Genomic DNA, 15,022 nt, shown 5'->3' on the forward strand with positions numbered 1-15,022 from the left:
GTGCACCGCCCCGACACGCTGGGCAGCAGTACGAACAGGCATCCCCGCACACACCAAATCAAGAAACTCAGTACGCGCAGCCTTGGGGAACAACTTGACCATAAAACGCTCCATCAATCAGAGCGTTGCAACGACCCTATGACTTTGCCCCGCGAACATTGGCATTAACTGTCACATCGGCGAGGAACGGTACGCTTGAAGACATGGCTTCAGAGGACACCACCCCCAACACCGCCCGCCGCGAAATCACCGTTCGCCGGGCACCCAAGTTCGTTCCCTTCATGATTTTGGGCGCGGTGGTGGGCGCGATCGTGGCCGCAATCATCGCCTACGGCCGCCCGGCCGACCCCGCCTTCGATGCCGGCACGGTCTTTGGCTTCTTCCTGATCGTCTGCGCCGGCGGCGGCGTCATCCTCTTCTCGGTCCTGGCCCTGATCCTGGACCGCGTCAGCGTCAAGCGCTCCGAGCGGGCCGTCGTCGAAGCCGTCCCGGATTCGGTTCCGGACGAAGGACCCGAGAACGACGACGTCCGCTAAGTCGGGCGCCCGGCCCGCCTCTTTTGAGGGGAGCCACTGTGAGACACACCGCATTTTCGGCCGGACACGCCTGATCTTTGCCCCTTCGCGGGGTCATATAGGAATCGGGGGAACGTACCACGGCCACAACATGAGACAATCGACCAGTGGCACGTGGCGACGGAAAACTTTCTCATGATCTTCTCCCCGGCGAAAAAGGCCCCCAGGACGCTTGTGGCGTCTTCGGGGTTTGGGCTCCCGGTGAAGAAGTAGCAAAACTCACCTATTACGGGCTGTATGCGCTGCAGCACCGCGGACAAGAATCGGCTGGTATTGCTACCAGTGACGGCAAGCGCATCAACGTCTACAAAGACATGGGCCTTGTGTCCCAGGTCTTCGACGAGACGACCCTCAACACCCTCACCGGGCACCTGGCCGTAGGCCACTGCCGGTACTCCACCACCGGTGCAAGCCACTGGGCCAACGCGCAGCCGACCCTCGGTGCGACAGCAACCGGCACGGTTGCCCTGGCCCACAACGGCAACCTGACCAACACCGCTGAGCTCCGGGAAATGATCCTTGAGCGCAACGACGGCCAGCTGACCGGTGAAATGAAGCAGGGCAACACCTCCGACACCGCACTGGTGACCGCCCTCCTTGAAGGCGAAGAGGGCAAGACCCTGGAACAGACCGCACTGGAGCTGCTGCCCAAGATCAAGGGTGGCTTCTGCTTCGTCTTCATGGATGAAGGAACCCTCTACGCAGCCCGCGATACCTACGGCATCCGCCCGCTGTGCCTGGGCCGCCTGGAACGCGGCTGGGTTGTCGCTTCCGAGCAGGCCGGTCTGGCGACCGTTGGTGCAAGCTTCATCCGCGAGATTGAGCCCGGCGAATTCATCGCGATCGACGAGGACGGCGTCCGCTCCCAGCGTTTCGCCGAGGCAACCCCTGCCGGCTGTGTCTTCGAGTACGTCTACCTCGCCCGCCCGGATGCTGCCATTGCCGGCCGCTCCGTGTACGAGGCCCGCGTTGAAATGGGTCGCCAGCTGGCCCGCGAAAACACGCACGAGGCAGACCTCGTGATCCCGGTTCCCGAGTCCGGTACCCCCGCCGCTGTTGGCTATGCCGAGCAGTCCGGGATCCCGTTCGCGCACGGCTTCGTCAAGAACGCCTACGTGGGCCGTACGTTCATCCAGCCTTCGCAGACCCTGCGCCAGCTCGGTATCCGGCTCAAGCTCAACGCTTTGGAATCCGTGATCCGCGGCAAGCGCATTGTGGTGGTGGATGACTCGATCGTCCGCGGCAACACCCAGCGCGCCATCGTACGCATGCTCCGTGAAGCCGGCGCCGCTGAGGTACACGTCAAGATTTCTTCTCCCCCGGTCCAGTGGCCCTGCTTCTACGGCATCGACTTCGCCTCCCGCGCGGAGCTCATCGCCAACGGCGCCACCATCGAGGAGATCTCCCAGGCCATCGGCGCAGACTCGCTGGCCTACATCTCAGAAGACGGCATGATCGGCGCCACCCAGCAGCCGCGCGAACGCCTCTGCACGGCCTGCTTCACCGGCAAGTACCCGATCGAGTTGCCGCACGCGGACAAGCTCGGCAAGAACCTGCTGGAACGGACCGATCTTGGCGGACTGGAACCGGCCGCCGAAGCCGATTCGGTGGACGCTTCCGAGGATCCGGCCGAGAAGCCGGGTGCCACAGGCTGCGATCCCGGGCCTGACGCCGAATTCGAGAATTTGCTGACCGACGCTGATCGTTTGACCGACGCCGACAAGAAAGAGTCTGTATGACCTCCGCAACCCCCGCCGCTGAGAACAACGCCGGCATCACCTACGCTTCGGCCGGTGTCGACGTCGAAGCGGGAGACCGCGCCGTCGAACTCATGAAGGACGCTGTCAAGGCGACCCACAACTCGTCGGTGATCGGCGGCGTCGGCGGTTTTGCCGGCCTGTACGACGTCTCCAAGCTGCTCACCTTCAAGAAGCCGCTGCTGGCCACGTCCACGGACGGCGTCGGCACCAAGGTCGCCATCGCGCAGGCCATGGATATCCACGACACCATCGGTTTCGACCTCGTCGGCATGGTCGTGGACGACATCGTCGTTGTCGGTGCAGAGCCGCTGTACATGACGGACTACATCGCCTGCGGCAAGGTTGTTCCCGAGCGCATCGCGGACATCGTCCGTGGCATCGCTGCTGCGTGCTCCGTGGCCGGTACCGCCCTGGTGGGTGGCGAAACCGCTGAACACCCGGGCCTGCTGGGCGAGCACGAGTACGACGTCGCAGGTGCCGCCACCGGCGTCGTCGAGGCTGACGCGCTGCTCGGCCCGGACCGCGTCCGTGCCGGCGATGTCGTGATCGGCATGGCTTCCTCGGGCCTGCACTCCAACGGCTACTCCCTGGTCCGCCGCGTCATCAACCACGCAGGTTGGGCACTGGACCGCCAGGTTTCCGAGCTCGGCCGCACGTTGGGTGAGGAGCTCCTGGAGCCGACCCGCGTCTACGCAGCTGACTGCCTGGACCTGGCCCGCGCCTTCCCGGTGCACTCGGCCAACGCCGTTCACGGCTTCAGCCACGTCACCGGTGGTGGCCTCGCTGCCAACCTGGCACGCGTCCTCCCGCAGGGCCTCGTCGCCACGGTGGACCGCAACACCTGGGAACTCCCGGCCATCTTCAAGCTGGTCTCCGAGCTCGGCAACGTCCCGCTGGCCGACCTTGAGCGCACGCTGAACCTCGGTGTGGGCATGGTGGCCATCGTTTCCGCCGAAGCAGCAGACGCCGCCGTGGCCCGCCTGAACGACCGCGGCCTGCCGTCCTGGATCATGGGCACCGTTTCGGCTGACAGCGACTCGATCGACAAGACCGGCCCGGACTACGTCCAGGGTGCCAAGGGCGTCGACGGCGGCGCTGTCCGTTTGGTAAATGCCTACGCCTAAGCGGCATATCGCCTTATAAAAGGAGCGGCCGGGCAGTCTCAACTGCCCGGCCGCTCTTTTTATTGCCTGTGGGCTGTCACCGGCGACACCCATATTCGTTGGTGCCAAGGATCCGGACTGCCGACACCCACATCCGGGCAGCGTCAGTCCATTTCCGCGGCCTCAGTGAATATGCGCGTCATCAATGGCCACGGCCCGCTGTGCTTCACACCTGGATCAAGCTCAGCACACCGCCCTGCGGATCCTGGATGGTAGCGAGCGACCCCGCCTCCGGCCGGGCATCGGGTTCAACCAGGAGCTCTCCCCCGGCAGCAACGGCTGCATCGGCGGCTTTGCGGACATCGTCCACTCCGAAGTACACCTGCCATCCGGCTTCCTCGCCTTCTCCGGCAGGAACCACGCCAGCCACCTCCTCACCGTTCACCATCAGCGTGCTGTAGCTGCCGCCGTCGTCCTGGGGGTATTCGGTGACCTCGTATCCGAACAGCTGCTGGAGGAATCCGACGGCGGCCTGGGGCTCGGGCGTCAGGAGTTCGGCCCAGGCCAGCGCCCCGGGTTCGTTGTAGAGGTGGCTGCCGAGGTGCGTTCCGGCCTGCCAAATACCGGTGGTTCCGCCACCCGCGGCCTCGATGAACGCCAGTACCCCGGTATCGGCGACAGCCTCCGGCCCGAACTGGAGCTTCCCGCCGGCATGGGCAGCATCCTCGGCCACTTCCTCAGTGTCCGTCGCAGCGAGGTAGATGTTCCATTGGCCGTGGGTTCCGGCCGCTTCCTGCATGGAGTTCTGCGGAGCGATCACCGCTACCAGCTGGTCCTTCACGAAGGCCTGGGAGTAACTGCGTCCATCGGGGGTGGGCAGGTCCTTGTACGTCCAGCCGAAGACGCGCTGGTAGAAATCCTTGGCCGCCGTGACGTCCCTGGTCTGCAGGTCCGCCCAGCACGGCTCTCCGCTGGCGTAATGGATTCGGGTGGTCATGGTGCCTGTGTACTCCTGCTTCCATCTGTGCGCGGCTCATTGGCCGACTCAGCTGCGGGATAGTTGGCCCAACGCATGCTGCGCTGGAAACTCCAGCCTACGCAGAAAAGGACCCCCAGGGTACGCCAATGAGCGGCGTGCCCTGAGGGCCCTTTTCAAAAGATGTACGGCATCCGGGGATGCGCGATGACCTTATGTACGACGGCGGTACGCAACTCAGTGCCAGCGGCACCTGTTGGTTGCGACAGCTATACGATACGGCGGGTGTCTACCTCGTCGTCATCATCTTCCGCGTACTTGTCCTCGTAGGCCGAATAGTCCGGCTCCGGGGGATCGTCGGGGAAGTGGCTCTTGACACGACTGGACGGACCCGTGAGCTCCCGCTCAAGTGCCGAATAGTCAGTGTTCGGGGAGTAGTACTTGATGTCCCGAGCCTGCTTGGTAGCTTTTGCCTTTTGACGGCCGCGCCCCATGGCGTGACCCCCTTTTGTACTTGGACCGGAGGTGGTCACCTTGGCTATCGGTGAGGCCCCGGAATGTTTGGTCAATTTGTCGTATGTCTAGATTACATGCTTTCAGGGGTGCCTGTGCGCCACTCCAACCCCGAGTCCGGGGCCAACACCGCCAAAACCAACGGCAGAGACCTCCAAGCCCGCCGAAAATTGGGTAGAGTCGGCCTCAATGCGGCTCCACAGCAGGAAAGGCACACCCCGGAATATGAGCCAGGACAACACCTCACCGCGTGATGGTTCGCCACACGATCAAGGCAAAGAGGGGTCATCCCCCACGCCCGAAACACCTCCCCCGGCTTCCGGTGAGCAGCCGCACTCGGCCCCGCACTCGGCCCCGCTGACGACACCATCAGGCCTCCAGCCGGATCCCGCACCCGAGCTTGATCCTGACTTCGTACCGAATCCGAGCGAGCAGCCGGACCCCGCGCTGCCACCGGAAAGCGGCGAGGCTACCGCAGCCACCGACGGCGACGACGCTCCCGACCCTGCTCACAGCGACGTTCACAGCGACGTTTCAGCGGCTGCTGAACCGCCCACCGGCACGGACCCGCACTACCCGTGGCAGCAGCCATATCCGCCCCAGCAGCCCACTGCGGGACAGCCCTACCAAACCCAGCCCTACCCAGGGCACGAGCCGGGCATGGGCCAGGAGTGGCAGCCCGAGCAGCACGGCGATCCGATCAAGCGTCAACGCCTTGTCATTGGTGGAATCGTGCTCGGTGTCCTGGTCCTGATCGGGGTGGTGATCTGGGTCCTGCTTAACCTTCTCGGCACCCGCCCCGAAGCCTCCGTGGCAAGCCCCAGCGCGACGTCCACCCCCGGCCCCCTTCCCCGCGACACGAACGCCAAGGATTTCCAGGTAGGCGACTGCTTCGCCAGCTTCGACCCCAAAGCCACTGAAGCCAGGGCCGTGGAGTGCGGAACAGAACACTCGGCCCAGCTCGGCGCAGTCTTCAGCTACGGAGCCGACGAGTCCTTCCCCGGCGCCACCGCTTTGCGGGACAAGGGCAGGGAAGTATGTAAAACAGTGAAGCTCAACAAAGCGGCCGCCAACTACATCCTGCTCCAGCAGAACGTGTACCCCAGCAGCACCAGCTGGGATAGGGGCGACCGCCGTGTTGATTGCTTCATCGTGGTGGACTCCGGCAACACCATCAAGGAAAACCTCCTCGACAAGTAGCGCCGGACGGAGCTACTTCCTGCGGACGGTGAGGCCCGTGCCTGCGGGGGCACCGCCGTCGGGGTTTGAGAGTGCCTCAAACCCCTCGATGGTGAGCTCGTCCACATCGGCTGCGGTATCGACCAGTACGGTGTCGCCGTCGCTGATCTCCCCTGCCAGGATTTCCTTGGCCAGGCGGTCACCGATCTCGCGCTGGACCAGGCGGCGCAGCGGCCGGGCGCCGTAGGCGGGATCATAGCCGGACATCGCGAGCCAGGCGCGGGCGCCGTCGGTCACCTCGAGGCTGAGGCGGCGATCGCGGAGACGGTTGCCCAGTTCGGCCACATGCAGCTCGACGATCCGCGCAAGTTCCTCGACGGACAGCGGATCGAACAGCACAATCTCGTCCAGGCGGTTCAGGAACTCCGGTTTGAAGGATGCCTGGACCACGGCCATGACGGCGTCGCGCTTGGCTTTGGCGTCCAGCGACGGGTCCACCAGGAACTGGCTTCCCGAGTTGGACGTCAGCACCAGGATGGTGTTGCGGAAGTCCACGGTGCGGCCCTGGCCATCGGTGAGGCGACCGTCGTCGAGAACCTGCAGGAGGATGTCGAAGACCTCGGGGTGGGCCTTTTCGACTTCGTCCAGCAGAACCACCGAATACGGGCGGCGACGCACGGCCTCGGTGAGCTGGCCGCCTTCTTCGTAGCCAACGTATCCCGGAGGGGCACCGACCAGGCGGGCCACGGCGTGCTTCTCGCTGTACTCGGACATGTCGATCCGGATCATGGCGCGTTCGTCGTCGAAGAGGAAGTCGGCCAAGGCTTTGGCCAGCTCCGTCTTACCGACGCCCGTGGGACCCAGGAACAGGAACGAACCGGTGGGGCGGTTGGGGTCGCTGATGCCGGCACGGGCACGCCGCACAGCATCGGAAACGGCCTGCACTGCCTTGCTCTGTCCGATGAGCCGCTTGCCCAGCTCTTCTTCCATGTGAAGCAGCTTCTGGGACTCGCCTTGGAGCATGCGGCCGGCGGGGATACCTGTCCAGGCCGAAATGACCTCGGCAATGTCATCGGCGGTGACATCTTCTGCCACCATCAGCTCGGGCTTCGAACCGCCGCGGGCCGACTCTTCCTCGGCTGCGGCGCTCAACTCACGTTCCAGTGCGGGCAGTTCGCCGTACAGGATCCGCGACGCCGATTCGAGGTCGCCTTCGCGTTGGTGCTTGTCGGCGGCCGAACGCAGCTCGTCGATCTTGGCCTTCAGGTCACCCACGCGGTTCAGCCCGGCCTTCTCAGCCTCCCAACGGGCGTTGAGCGCGTTGAGTTCTTCCTTCTTGTCCGCCATGTCGGCGCGGATTGCGGCGAGCCGCTCGACGGAAGCGGGGTCGGTCTCGTTCTGGAGCGCCAGTTCCTCCATGGTCAAACGGTCGACGGCGCGGCGGAGCTGGTCGATCTCTTCCGGGGCGGAATCGATTTCCATGCGGAGCCGGGACGCAGCCTCGTCCACGAGGTCTATGGCCTTGTCAGGCAGCTGCCGACCCGAAATGTAGCGGTTGGACAGCGTGGCCGCAGCAACCAGGGCTGAGTCTGCGATGGCGACCTTGTGGTGTGCCTCGTAGCGTTCCTTCAGGCCGCGGAGAATGCCGATGGTGTCCTCGACGCTGGGCTCGCCCACGTAAACCTGCTGGAAGCGGCGTTCCAGGGCCGGGTCCTTCTCGATGTTCTCGCGGTACTCGTCCAGGGTGGTGGCACCGATGAGCCGCAGTTCGCCGCGGGCCAGCATGGGCTTGAGCATGTTGCCGGCATCCATGGCGCTTTCGCCGGTGGCTCCTGCGCCCACTACTGTGTGGATCTCGTCGATGAACGTGACGATCTGCCCGTTGCTGTTCTTGATCTCCTCAAGCACAGCCTTGAGCCGTTCCTCGAATTCGCCGCGATACTTGGCGCCGGCCACCATGGAGGCGAGGTCCAGGGCGATGAGGGTCTTGCCGCGCAGGCTCTCAGGGACGTCGCCGGCCACCATTCGCTGGGCGAGGCCCTCGACGACGGCGGTCTTGCCGACGCCGGGCTCACCGATCAGCACCGGGTTGTTCTTGGTGCGGCGGCTCAGCACCTGAACCACGCGCCGGATCTCGCTGTCGCGCCCGATGACGGGGTCCAGCTTGCCCGAACGGGCCACGGCGGTCAGGTCCGTGCCGAACTTCTCCAGGGCCTGGAAGGTGTTTTCGGGATCCGGGGAGTCGACCTTCCGGTCACCCCGGACACCGGGCAGGGCGGCGAGCAGCGCCTCGTGGGAGGCACCGGCGTCGCGCATTAACTTCCCGACGGCGTCACTTCCGGCGGAGAGCCCCAGCAGCAGGTGCTCGGTGGAGACGAAGGAATCGCCAAGTTTGTCGGCCTCGTTCTGTGCCGCTTGGATGGCCTGCATGGACTGGCGGGACAGCTGTGCCTGCTGCACCGAGGTGCCCGACGACGACGGCAGTGCCTTGATGGCCGAGCTCGCCTGCACGCTCACCGCATCAGGATCAGCCCCCGTGGCACGCAGAAGAGCCACGGCGACACCCTCCCGCTGGTCCATGAGGGCTTTGAGCAGGTGCGCCGGCTCCAGCTGGGGGTTCCCGGCCGTTGAGGCGTTCATGGCGGCCGCAGAAAGGGCCTCCTGGCTTTTGGTAGTGAATTTGACGTCCAAAGAGTGCTCCCTTTCTGGAGTGTGACCAATACTTTCAAAGTTGAGTCTACTACGCTCAAGTTTGATTTCGTGGTCATTGCTTCCATGTTTGCCCACGGCGAAACCAGTGTCCATAGCTGCCCGGTTAGGCTGGGGGCATGGACACCATTTCCACCGCTGATGAACTCGAAGCCCTGATCGGATTGCCCCTTGAGCGCGTGCGTAAGAAGGTCCGCACCGCGCTCAGTGAATTCGACCGCCAATGGCTGGCTGCCAGCCCCTTCTGCGTCCTCTCGACGACGGACGCGAACGGCCGCGTGGACGCCTCGCCCAAAGGGGACCCGGCCGGCTTCATCCACGTCCTGGACGAGCACACCATCGCCATCCCCGAGCGCCCGGGCAACAAGCTCGCTTTCGGTTTCCACAACATCCTGGAGAACCCCAACGTCGGCATCCTCTCCGTGGTGCCCGGCCGGACGGACACCCTGAGAATCAACGGCACAGCTCGGATTGTGCGTGACGCCGACTTCTTCGATCAGATGGTGGTCAAGGGGCACCGGCCGCGTGCCGCCGTCGTGGTTTCGGTGGAGGAAGTGTTCACGCACTGCGGCAAGGCCTTCATGCGCAGCGGCCTGTGGCAACCGGAAACGTGGGAATCCGAAGACCTTCCTAGCATCGCGGTGCTCGCCCAGGCGTATACCCAACCGGAGACGCCGCTGGAAGATCTCGAGACCTACTACGGGCCGTCCTATGCGGAGCGGATGTACCGGGAGTAGCAGAGAATCTGTCCTGGGCTTGCACCATCAGGCAACAGCCTGCTGTGCCGTTAACGAACGAAAGACCCGACTGGCATCGGGTCTTTGTTCTGAGCGGTTCGCTCATTGGTGCGGTCGAGAGGGTCATAGCCTCAAATCCGAACACTTAGAGTCTATGGCCCTGCGCACGTAGGGCCAACGTTGTTGTGCCCACAGACACGTGTAGGCCGTTCCCTGTTCCTCCGGGAAGATGTGCCGGCTTGGAATCCTAACGGGAGCGGGGGCCGTCGGCGTAGTGCCGGCGGCCTCCGTCGGTTGAAGCCGGGACTAAGACTCACGCCGGGTAGACCGACACCAACGCGGACTTCACCACGAACCGCACCTCCATCCCGGGGGCAAGGCCAAGGTCTGCGGAGGCTGCAGGCGTGATGTCGGCGGACAACGCGCCGTCGGTGCCGGCGCTGGCGCGCACCCGGACCTGGTCGCCGTGCGGCTCAAGGTCCGTGATGGTCACCGCATATGAGTTGCGCGGGCTTCCGTGCACATCACCCAGGAAGACAGAAACGCTCGACGGCGGGAACGCCGCCACGCCTGCCTGGCCGGGAACGGGTGACCAGCCGGGATCGTGCTGTCCAGCGAAAACCCGGCCATCCGGCGTCGTGATTCCCTCCCGGCCCAGAGTACCGGTGACGAGATTCAGGCCGGCAAGTCCGGCGGCAAAGTGGCTCCTGGGCCGTTCAAGGACCTGGCGCGTGCGACCTTCTTCGACCATCCGGCCGTTTTCCACCACCACCACACGGTCTGCCAGCATGTAGGCGTCCAGGACGTCGTGTGTGACGATGATGGCCTTCCGGTCCTTCAACACGCGTTTGAGCACACGGCGCAGCAGCGGTGCCGCGTGGATGTCCAGGGCAGCCATGGGTTCGTCGAGGAGCAGCAGTTCCGGCTCGGCGGCCAGGGCGCGAGCCACGGCAACCCGTTGGGCCTGGCCTCCGGAGAGCTGGGCAGGCTTCCTGTCGGCGAGGGACGAAGCGTCAACCTCCGCCAGCCAACGCTGCGCAGTTTCCCGGGCCGCAGCTTTGGATGCACCGGCACTGCGGGGGCCGAACGCCACGTTGTCCACCACGCTCAGGTGCGGGAACAGCAGCGCTTCCTGGGCCAGAAGGGCTGTACCGCGCAGGTGGGGTGCGTCCCAATGGTGGGTGCCGGCGTCGAGGTTGAATAACTGCCGCCCGGCAATCCTGGCCGAGCCGGAATCGGGCCGCAACAGCCCGGCGATCACGCCCAACAACGTTGATTTGCCCGCCCCGTTGGGACCGAGGATGGCCACGGTTTCACCGTCAGCGAGGCTGAGCGACATGTCGAAGTTCCGGGCACGGAGGCTGGCCCGCAGTTCGAAGCTCATGCCTGGACCGCCGCAGCCGCGCGCCGACGGCCGCCGTAACTGAGCCCCACAACCGCGACGGCCACCGCCACCAGGACAAGGGACAGCGCGACGGCGGAGTCGGCGTCGGTCTCGCGCTGCAAGTAGATTTCCAGCGGCAGGGTCCGCGTGACCCCTTCCAGGCTGCCCGCGAACGTCAGGGTGGCTCCGAACTCCCCCAAGCTGCGCGCGAACGACAACACAGCGCCCGATGCCAGCCCCGGCAGGACCAGCGGAAGGGTGACGCGGCGAAGGACGGTGGTGGGTTTCGCCCCGAGCGTCGCAGCCACGGCTTCATACCGGTTTCCTGCCGACCTCAAGGCACCCTCCAAACTGACTACCAGGAAGGGTAGGGCTACGAAGGTCTGCGCCAGGACCACCGCGGTGGTCGAAAACGCGATCTGGACGCCGGCCATCTCCAGCGACTTCCCCAGCAGGCCCTGACGGCCAAAGGTATACAGCAACGCGATGCCCCCCACCACCGGCGGCAGCACCAGCGGCAACAGGACGAAGGACCTCAGGAGTTTCTGTCCGGGGAACTCGCCGCGTGCCAGCACCAGCGCCAGCGGCACGCCCAACACGATGCAGAGGACCGTGCTGGCGGCAGAGGTCCGCAGGCTCAGGCCCAACGCGGCCAGGGAAGACTCCGAGGTGATCAGGGGAACGAACTGCGGCCAGTTGACGCGCAGCAGCATGGCCGCCAGCGGAAGGACCACCAGGAGGCCGCCCGCTGCTGCCACGGCATAGATCCATCGGGGGACGCCATGGTAGCCGGTGGTGGTCTTCATGCTCTCCTTACGGTGCGCCGAAACCGGCGTCTCCCAGAACCTTCCTGCCTGCTTCACTGGTCACTGCGGCCACGAAAGCCGCTGCCAGCGCCTTGTTCTTGCTGGAGCCTACCGTGGCGATCGGGTACGTGTTGACCGCCTTGTCCGATTCAGCGAACGGAATGCCTTTAACCTTGTCGCCGGCTCCCTTCACGTCCGTGACGTAGACCAAGCCGGCGTCGGCCTCGCCCGAGGTGACCTTGCCGAGCACGTCGGTCACCGAGGATTCCTCGCTGACGGGGCTCAACGTTATACCGCTGGCCTTCTCAACCGTGTCCGTTGCCGCGCCGCAGGGAACCTGGCTGGCGCAGGTGACTATCTTGACACCCGGCTTGGCGAGGTCGGCGAACGATGAGATCGACGCCGGGTTGCCGGGCGGGACTGCGATCTCAAGGACGTTCGTGGCGAAGTTGGTGGCAGTGCCGTCCAGCAGCTTGGCGTCGGCAAGCTTTGTCATGTTCTTGGTGTCAGCCGAAGCGAAGACGTCCGCCGGGGCCCCCTGGGTTATCTGCGTGACAAGATCGGAGGAGCCCGCAAAGCTCAGTGTCACTTTGGTGCCTGGGTTCCTGGCTTCGAAATCCTTGGCCAGCTGGGTGAACGTGGACTTCAGCGAGGCCGCCGCGAAGACGGTCACTGTCCCGCTCAACTGGGACGTGCTGTTGGTGCTCGATGGGGCCGCAGCGGGGGCCGTGGTGCCACAGGCAGTGAGGGCCCCAGCCAATCCCACGGCTACGGAGATGCCCAGGATGCTCTTCTTCATGCGGAGGGTCTTCATATGATGCTCTTTCCCTGGGGTGTTTCGATGATGACGGTGGTGGCCTTGACCACGGCGGTGGCCACTGAGCCGAGTTCCAGCCCAAGCTCCCGGACGGCTTCACTGCTCATGAGCGACACCACCCGGAACGGGCCACACTGGAGCTCCACCTGGGCCATGACCTTGTCTGCGGTGATGCCGGTAAGGAGGCCGACGAAGCGGTTCCGCGCCGAACTTCCGGAACGGGAGGGGTCGTCCGGGAGGTGGGACTGGCTGCGCGCCAAAGTCGCGAGTTCCAGGCCATCAACCGCCAATCGGCCAGCGGGATCCTTCTGCGGAGTGAGCGTCCCGTTCTCTGTCCAACGCCTCACGGTGTCGTCACTGACACCGAGGAAGCGGGCGGCTTCGGAAATTCGTATTTGCGGCATAGAAACAGTGTAGTTCCGTAAATGCGTACACAAGGGCCGTTCTACTCCGCAAACGCAATATGACTGTGCTTTGGGGGGGCGCGCGCCGCCGCACCCCCATCGGCATGTCGCGCCTCTCAGTACCTCGGACGAACTTGCTCCCCCGCCCGGATGAACCAGGGCCAAACGGGGCCCGAGCCCGGACCGCTCACCCTAGGGTTGAAGCATGTCACCGAGAATCCAGGCCCTCCGCCCCGCCGCCGCACCCTTGGCAGGCCTTGGCATGCTCGTGGCACTCATGGTCCTGGAGGAACGCAGTTTCGATTCGGCGAGCGCGGTCCTGGTCGCCCTCACGGCTGCGGTTGCAGCCGCCGAACTGGTCCCCGTTCCCGCCATCGTCTTCGCCTTCGCTGCCTTGGGCTTCCAGGCGTTTGGCATCTTCCCGAGCGTGATGCTGTCCGGCGCCACGCCTTATGTGTGCTTGCCGGTGCTCTTCTTCTTCGCCACTCTCGGTTGGAAAGAACCGCAGCGGTGGCCACTGCCCGTTGCGGCCGTGACCGCAGCCGGGCTGGTCACCGTGAACTGGTTCGCCGACACCGCGTGGATCAACTTTGTTTTCGGCAAACAGCTGACCGAAGCGAGCCCCTTCCGCATTGCTGTGTACGCCTTCCTGGTGTTCGCCTCATTCTCGGCCCTCAACCTCGCTGGATGGGCTGCCGCTGCGTCGGTACGGCAGGCCGTTGCCAACCGGATGGCGAAGGAACAGGCGGAGTCCCGGCTCGAATCAACGGCGGGCGCCTTGGTGATCGAACAAGAGCGCAACAGGATCGCCCGGGAGCTGCATGACGTCCTTGCGCATTCCCTCGCCGTCATCACAGCCCAGGCGGAAGGGATCCGCTACGTCCACCGGACTGAGCCGGAACTGGTGGAGGAGGCGGCCAACGTCATTGCGTCTTCGGCAAGGAGCGCACTGCAGGAAACCCGGCGGCTCGTGCAAAGTTTCGGCTCGGAACTGGAGGGTCCCGCACCCGGAACCTCGGAATTGCCGGCCCTGGCCGAACGCCTGGAGAGCAGCGGGATGCCTGTCGAGCTGCACACGGCCGGGCTGGAGGGTCTCTCCCCGGTAGAGGACCTCACCGTCTACAGAATCGTCCAGGAAAGCCTGACGAATGCGTTCAAACATGGGGACCGCGAGGCCGGCGCAGTGGTGACGGTTGCCCGCGAACCCCGCGGCCTGCGTCTGAAGATCCGCTCAAGGCTGGCCGACGGCGGGACTGAACTGCCGCCGTCGGGAACCGGCCGCGGCATCCCGGGTATGCGTGAACGCGCGACGGCGGCGGGCGGGCGGCTCACTACGGTCACCAACGGCCAACTCTTCGAAGTGGAGGCAATCCTGCCATGAACGACACCCCGATCCGCGTCGCATTGGTTGACGATCAACCCCTGTTCAGCGCTGGTTTGAAGATGATCCTTGGCAGCCAGCCTGACCTGGACCTGGTAGGCGAAGCCACTGACGGTGAGCAGGCTGTTGCCCTCGCGGCGGACGTCGGACCGGACGTGATGCTGATGGACATCCGGATGCCGGTCATGGACGGGATCACCGCCACGCGCCACATCACCGAAAGCAGCGGCCGTACAAAGGTCATTGTGCTCACCACCATCCAGCACGACGAAGCCGTGGTCCGCGCCATCCAAGCCGGCGCCGGCGGTTTCCTCACCAAGGATGCGACACCGGAATTCCTGCTCGCCACCATCCGCACCGTTCACTCCGGGCACGCGGTCATGGCTCCTTCGGCTACGAATGAACTACTCAGGGACTACACCACTCCCGCAGAGTCCAACACGGCAGTCCTGGAACCCCTGTCAGCCCGGGAGCACGATGTCTTCATGCTGGCCGCCAAAGGCCTGGCCAACGGGGAGATCGCCGCGTCCCTGGTTCTCAGCGACGCCACGGTGAAATCCCACATCGGGAACATCCTGTCCAAGCTCAAACTCAAAAACCGAATCCAGCTGGTTGCCTTCGCGTACCAAAACAGGCTGATCGGCTAGATCATCACGCTCCAAACCAGGCCTTGGAACA

14 protein-coding genes are annotated in these 15,022 nt (G+C 64.8%); 7 read left to right on the forward strand and 7 right to left on the reverse strand.

Going from position 1 to position 15,022, the window contains the following annotated elements; genetic code table 11:
- Positions 1 to 203 precede the first annotated feature (203 nt).
- From AB4Y81_RS16720 to purM, 3 genes are all read left to right on the forward strand, one after another.
- Complete coding sequence (locus AB4Y81_RS16720) at positions 204 to 536, forward strand: hypothetical protein (RefSeq protein WP_039242993.1); 333 nt, start codon at positions 204 to 206, stop codon at positions 534 to 536.
- 146 nt (positions 537 to 682) lie between these two features.
- Positions 683 to 2,314, forward strand: coding sequence for an amidophosphoribosyltransferase (gene purF / locus AB4Y81_RS16725; protein WP_055972604.1), 1,632 nt, complete (start codon positions 683 to 685; stop codon positions 2,312 to 2,314).
- On the forward strand, positions 2,311 to 3,459 hold the full coding sequence (gene purM, locus AB4Y81_RS16730) for a phosphoribosylformylglycinamidine cyclo-ligase (RefSeq protein WP_055972608.1): 1,149 nt from the start codon (positions 2,311 to 2,313) through the stop codon (positions 3,457 to 3,459). Before purF ends, purM begins: the two co-directional genes overlap by 4 nt.
- A 205-nt stretch (positions 3,460 to 3,664) precedes the next feature.
- Here purM and AB4Y81_RS16735 read toward each other — a convergent pair whose 3' ends face one another.
- A complete protein-coding gene (locus tag AB4Y81_RS16735; protein ID WP_441996295.1) occupies positions 3,665 to 4,435 on the reverse strand; it encodes a VOC family protein in 771 nt (256 codons plus the stop codon).
- Between the two features lie 248 nt (positions 4,436 to 4,683).
- Positions 4,684 to 4,908, reverse strand: coding sequence for a DUF3073 domain-containing protein (locus tag AB4Y81_RS16740; RefSeq protein WP_018778327.1), 225 nt, complete (start codon positions 4,906 to 4,908; stop codon positions 4,684 to 4,686).
- A 244-nt stretch (positions 4,909 to 5,152) separates the two neighbouring features.
- On the opposite strand from AB4Y81_RS16740, the gene AB4Y81_RS16745 reads away from it, so the two are divergent.
- Positions 5,153 to 6,127, forward strand: coding sequence for a septum formation family protein (locus tag AB4Y81_RS16745; protein ID WP_422757497.1), 975 nt, complete (start codon positions 5,153 to 5,155; stop codon positions 6,125 to 6,127).
- Positions 6,128 to 6,139: 12 nt separating this feature from the next.
- Here AB4Y81_RS16745 and clpB read toward each other — a convergent pair whose 3' ends face one another.
- Positions 6,140 to 8,797: an ATP-dependent chaperone ClpB gene (gene clpB / locus AB4Y81_RS16750; RefSeq protein ID WP_018778325.1), complete on the reverse strand. Its 2,658-nt coding sequence runs from the start codon at positions 8,795 to 8,797 to the stop codon at positions 6,140 to 6,142.
- A gap of 137 nt (positions 8,798 to 8,934) precedes the next feature.
- Between clpB and AB4Y81_RS16755 the strand changes: the two genes are divergently transcribed.
- Complete coding sequence (locus AB4Y81_RS16755) at positions 8,935 to 9,552, forward strand: pyridoxamine 5'-phosphate oxidase family protein (RefSeq protein WP_055972618.1); 618 nt, start codon at positions 8,935 to 8,937, stop codon at positions 9,550 to 9,552.
- Between the two features lie 313 nt (positions 9,553 to 9,865).
- Here AB4Y81_RS16755 and AB4Y81_RS16760 read toward each other — a convergent pair whose 3' ends face one another.
- Genes AB4Y81_RS16760 through AB4Y81_RS16775 form a run of 4 tightly spaced genes read right to left on the reverse strand, consistent with a single transcriptional unit; the run spans position 9,866 to position 12,963 of the window.
- Positions 9,866 to 10,936, reverse strand: coding sequence for a sulfate/molybdate ABC transporter ATP-binding protein (locus AB4Y81_RS16760; protein WP_441996296.1), 1,071 nt, complete (start codon positions 10,934 to 10,936; stop codon positions 9,866 to 9,868).
- Entirely contained in the window at positions 10,933 to 11,742 is an 810-nt protein-coding gene (locus tag AB4Y81_RS16765) for an ABC transporter permease (protein WP_018778321.1), read from the reverse strand. Before AB4Y81_RS16765 ends, AB4Y81_RS16760 begins: the two co-directional genes overlap by 4 nt.
- Positions 11,743 to 11,749: 7 nt before the next feature.
- A complete protein-coding gene (modA, locus tag AB4Y81_RS16770; protein ID WP_441996297.1) occupies positions 11,750 to 12,556 on the reverse strand; it encodes a molybdate ABC transporter substrate-binding protein in 807 nt (268 codons plus the stop codon).
- Complete coding sequence (locus AB4Y81_RS16775; RefSeq protein ID WP_441996298.1) at positions 12,553 to 12,963, reverse strand: TOBE domain-containing protein; 411 nt, start codon at positions 12,961 to 12,963, stop codon at positions 12,553 to 12,555. Before AB4Y81_RS16775 ends, modA begins: the two co-directional genes overlap by 4 nt.
- Before the next feature lie 205 nt (positions 12,964 to 13,168).
- On the opposite strand from AB4Y81_RS16775, the gene AB4Y81_RS16780 reads away from it, so the two are divergent.
- Together AB4Y81_RS16780 and AB4Y81_RS16785 are read left to right on the forward strand one after the other, a co-directional pair.
- A complete protein-coding gene (locus tag AB4Y81_RS16780; RefSeq protein ID WP_018778318.1) occupies positions 13,169 to 14,344 on the forward strand; it encodes a sensor histidine kinase in 1,176 nt (391 codons plus the stop codon).
- On the forward strand, positions 14,341 to 14,991 hold the full coding sequence (locus tag AB4Y81_RS16785; RefSeq protein ID WP_039243000.1) for a response regulator: 651 nt from the start codon (positions 14,341 to 14,343) through the stop codon (positions 14,989 to 14,991). Before AB4Y81_RS16780 ends, AB4Y81_RS16785 begins: the two co-directional genes overlap by 4 nt.
- Positions 14,992 to 15,022: the final 31 nt, after the last annotated feature.

Source organism: Paenarthrobacter sp. TAF1, assembly GCF_052113825.1.
Classification (GTDB): Bacteria; Actinomycetota; Actinomycetes; order Actinomycetales; family Micrococcaceae; genus Arthrobacter; species Arthrobacter nicotinovorans.

Coding starts and splice junctions, on each gene's coding strand:
- AB4Y81_RS16720 (WP_039242993.1), top strand. CDS start 204: ATGGCTTCAGAGGACACCACCCCCAACACCGCCCGCCGCGAAATCACC.
- purM (WP_055972608.1), top strand. CDS start 2,311: ATGACCTCCGCAACCCCCGCCGCTGAGAACAACGCCGGCATCACCTAC.
- AB4Y81_RS16735 (WP_441996295.1), bottom strand. CDS start 4,435: ATGACCACCCGAATCCATTACGCCAGCGGAGAGCCGTGCTGGGCGGAC.
- AB4Y81_RS16740 (WP_018778327.1), bottom strand. CDS start 4,908: ATGGGGCGCGGCCGTCAAAAGGCAAAAGCTACCAAGCAGGCTCGGGAC.
- AB4Y81_RS16745 (WP_422757497.1), top strand. CDS start 5,153: ATGAGCCAGGACAACACCTCACCGCGTGATGGTTCGCCACACGATCAA.
- AB4Y81_RS16755 (WP_055972618.1), top strand. CDS start 8,935: ATGGACACCATTTCCACCGCTGATGAACTCGAAGCCCTGATCGGATTG.
- AB4Y81_RS16760 (WP_441996296.1), bottom strand. CDS start 10,936: ATGAGCTTCGAACTGCGGGCCAGCCTCCGTGCCCGGAACTTCGACATG.
- AB4Y81_RS16765 (WP_018778321.1), bottom strand. CDS start 11,742: ATGAAGACCACCACCGGCTACCATGGCGTCCCCCGATGGATCTATGCC.
- modA (WP_441996297.1), bottom strand. CDS start 12,556: ATGAAGACCCTCCGCATGAAGAAGAGCATCCTGGGCATCTCCGTAGCC.
- AB4Y81_RS16775 (WP_441996298.1), bottom strand. CDS start 12,963: ATGCCGCAAATACGAATTTCCGAAGCCGCCCGCTTCCTCGGTGTCAGT.
- AB4Y81_RS16780 (WP_018778318.1), top strand. CDS start 13,169: ATGTCACCGAGAATCCAGGCCCTCCGCCCCGCCGCCGCACCCTTGGCA.
- AB4Y81_RS16785 (WP_039243000.1), top strand. CDS start 14,341: ATGAACGACACCCCGATCCGCGTCGCATTGGTTGACGATCAACCCCTG.